2 protein-coding genes are annotated in these 3,024 nt (G+C 65.1%); both read right to left on the bottom strand.

Annotated features, from left to right (window positions below):
* Positions 1-19 precede the first annotated feature (19 nt).
* Positions 20-1,462 (bottom strand): menaquinone biosynthesis decarboxylase, encoded by a 1,443-nt coding sequence (locus VJ307_00850; GenBank protein HJX72673.1) that lies wholly within the window; start codon positions 1,460-1,462, stop codon positions 20-22.
* A 253-nt stretch (positions 1,463-1,715) separates the two neighbouring features.
* Positions 1,716-2,939, bottom strand: a complete 1,224-nt coding sequence (locus VJ307_00845) for a cation:proton antiporter (GenBank protein ID HJX72672.1) — start codon at positions 2,937-2,939, stop codon at positions 1,716-1,718.
* Positions 2,940-3,024 lie beyond the last annotated feature (85 nt).

The following is a 3,024-nucleotide window of genomic DNA, read 5'->3' as shown; positions in this document are numbered from 1 at the left end:
CAGCCGAAGAAGGGGCCCATCAGAATCCGTACTCCTTCCACCGGCGCGTCACGAGGTCCACGATCGTCTCGTCCATCCGGATGTCCTCGGGCCACTCTCTCGCGAACCCCTCGGAGGCCCACTTCCTCGTGGCGTCGATCCCCATCTTCGAGCCGTAGTGCGGGACGGGGGAGGCGTGCTCCAGGGCGTCGACCGGCCCGTCGACGATCATCGTGTCGCGCCGGGGATCCACGTTGTTCCCGAGCCGCCAGAGGACCTCGGAGGGGTCCTGGATGTTCACGTCGGCGTCGAAGATGACGACGAACTTCGAGAACATGAGAAGCCCCAGGCCCCACACGGCGCTCATCACCTTCCTGGCATGCCCGGGATAGCGCTTGTCGATGGCGAAGAGGGCGACGTTGTGGAAGATCCCCTCGATGGGGAGGTTCATATCGACCACCTCCGGGACGATCTTGCGCAGCAGCGGCAAAAAGATCCGCTCGGTCGCCTTCCCGAGGTAGACATCCTCCATCGGGGGCTTGCCCACGATCGTCGCCGGGTAGATCGGCTTTTTCCGCCTCGTCACGCAAGTCACGTGGAAGACGGGGTATTCGTCGGCCAGGGAGTAGTATCCCGTATGGTCGCCGAAGGGCCCCTCCGTGCGCAGGTCGTCCGGGTCGACGTACCCCTCCAGGATCACCTCGGCGTGCGCCGGGACCTCGATGTCGACCGTCCTGCAGCGGACGAGCTCGACCGGCTGCCTTCGTAAAAAGCCGGCGAAGACCATCTCGTCCACGTCCTCGGGCAGCGGCGCCGAGGCCGCGTAGATCGTCGCCGGGTCGCCTCCCAGCGCCACCGCCAACGGCATCCTCTCCCGTTTCCTGCGGAATCCCCGGTAATGCTGCGCCCCCCCCTTGTGGACGTGCCAGTGCATCCCCGTGGTCGTCTCGTCGTAGACGTGCATCCGGTACATCCCCACGTTGCGGCGGCCCGTTTTCGGGTCCTTCGTGAAGACGAGGGGAAGGGTGATGAACGGACCCCCGTCGCCCGGCCACGTTTTCACGACGGGGAGGAAGGAGAGCGACGGTTTGTCCGTCTCCACCACCTCCTGGCAAGGCCCGGAGGAAACCGTCTTCGGGATGAAGTCGGCCAGGCGGGCGAGCTTGGGGAGCAGCTTCAGTTTTTCGATGAGATTGGAGGGGATCTCCGGCTCGATCACCTCCACCATCCGTGCGCCGATCTCGTCCAGGGAGGAGACGCCGAGGGCCAGGCACATCCGGCCCATCGTGCCGAAGAGATTCATGGCGAGGGGGACGTCGTGCCCCTTCACGTTTTCGAACAGAAGCGCGGGTCCGCCGGATTTTACCGCCCGGTCGGCGATCTCCGCCGCTTCGAGGTCCGCGGACACGGGGGCCGGAATCTTTTTCAGCTCCCCGCGCGCCTCGAGCGCAGAGAGGAACTCCCGCAGGTCCCGGAACGCCATTCTCCCTCCTGCCGGTTCTGTCCGGCGATGCGGATGGGAAATCATACCACACGCGCCGGCCGACCGGAGAAGCGTCCGCCCGCCTGGCGGCGGGCAGGGAGCCGCTCCCGCGTGCCGGGGCATTCCCCCCTGCTGCGAACGCACTTGTCCGGTTCCGAGGCAATGGCGCTACGCAGAGCCCTCCCGGTGCGACCGACCGATGACGCGTGCGGGTTGGTCTCCTACGGGGGAGCCGGATCGCGGAAGGACGGGATCATTCATCCGCCAAGGGATCCCTCCGGTTCATCTCCGGGACTGGGACCGTTCCCGGGGGCATCCCCGGAGCGGGCTCCGGCAGCAGGTGCTTGGGGAGAAAGGCGAAATTGGCGATCAGGGTGGGGATGACGGCGCTGGCGATGACCGTGGCCGCCAGAAAGCTGTACTGTCCCCGCGTCACGATGCCGTGGGAGTAACCGTACAGCGCGGAAATCGTCCCGAAGGTAAGCCCCGTGGACATCATCAGGGTATAGTACCACCGCTCTTTCCGACCCCGCCGGAACCGGCAGACCACAGGATAGAGCCCGAAGATTTTCGAGACGACCTTCCCCGCGAAGAGCAGGAAAAACACAACCGGCAACGAAAGGATCGACGGGATCGAAACGAGCGACCCCGCACGAATGAAGTAGAAGGGCGTAAGCAACCCGATGGTCAGGGTGCGCATGCGGCGCACCCAAAAGGCATCCTGGGCGGCCGCCCCGGCGAGCACCATTCCCGCGAGGTAGGCGGGAAGGACCGCCTCGCTTCCGGACCACAGGGCCAACCATCCAAGACCGAACAGGACCAGGAGAACCCACTTCGTCCGGATGGCCGCCGTACGGTGGGCGTACCGGCCCGTGATCCACGTGGTCAGCCGGGGCAGAAGAGCCAACACCACGGTACATACGCCGATCAAAATCAACGTCCGGACCGTGAAGGGCGCGAAAATTAGACCCAGGGCAAGGACCGTCCCGAGGTCGTTGATGAAACAGGCCCCGAGGATCGCTTTCCCGAAGTCCGTTCGATTGAACCCGGTTTCCAGCATGACGGCGTAGACGACGGCCATCGACGTGGTGGAGAGCGCCACCCCCACCAGCCAGCTCGCGGAAGGGTCCCATCCGAGCACGTACCGCGCCAGGGCGGCGCAGCCCAGGAAGGGGGCGAGGAATCCCACCAGGCCGATAACGGTGACCTCGCTCCACTTGGACCGCAGCACGGCGGGCACCAGTTCCGCCCCGGCGAGGAAGGTCAAAAGGATTGCCCCAGATCCCGCCAGGAAACGCAGCCACTCGACATCGGACCCGAGAGCGCCGTTCCCCAGGTAATGCTCGACAATCGCCGCGGCAGCGACACCCACGCAGATCTCCATGAGCGCCATCGACACGCGCAGGTGGTTCGCCAGGATGGTCGAGAACACCGCGAGCCCAAGCCAGACCGTTGCAATCCCCAATGTTTCCGTCATGATTTCCTCCTTGTGCGTCGATATCCTTCCACAAAAAAAACCCGCCGCATGGCGGGCTTGGGAACCAAGCGATTCCCGCTCCTGC

It is taken from the genome of Candidatus Deferrimicrobiaceae bacterium (genome assembly GCA_035256765.1).
In the GTDB taxonomy this organism is placed as follows: domain Bacteria; phylum Desulfobacterota; class Deferrimicrobia; order Deferrimicrobiales; family Deferrimicrobiaceae; genus CSP1-8.
Note: the sequence above shows the minus strand (reverse complement) of the source record. Positions and strands in the feature narration are given on the sequence as shown.

Coding starts and splice junctions, on each gene's coding strand:
- VJ307_00845 (HJX72672.1), bottom strand. CDS start 2,939: ATGACGGAAACATTGGGGATTGCAACGGTCTGGCTTGGGCTCGCGGTG.
- VJ307_00850 (HJX72673.1), bottom strand. CDS start 1,462: ATGGCGTTCCGGGACCTGCGGGAGTTCCTCTCTGCGCTCGAGGCGCGC.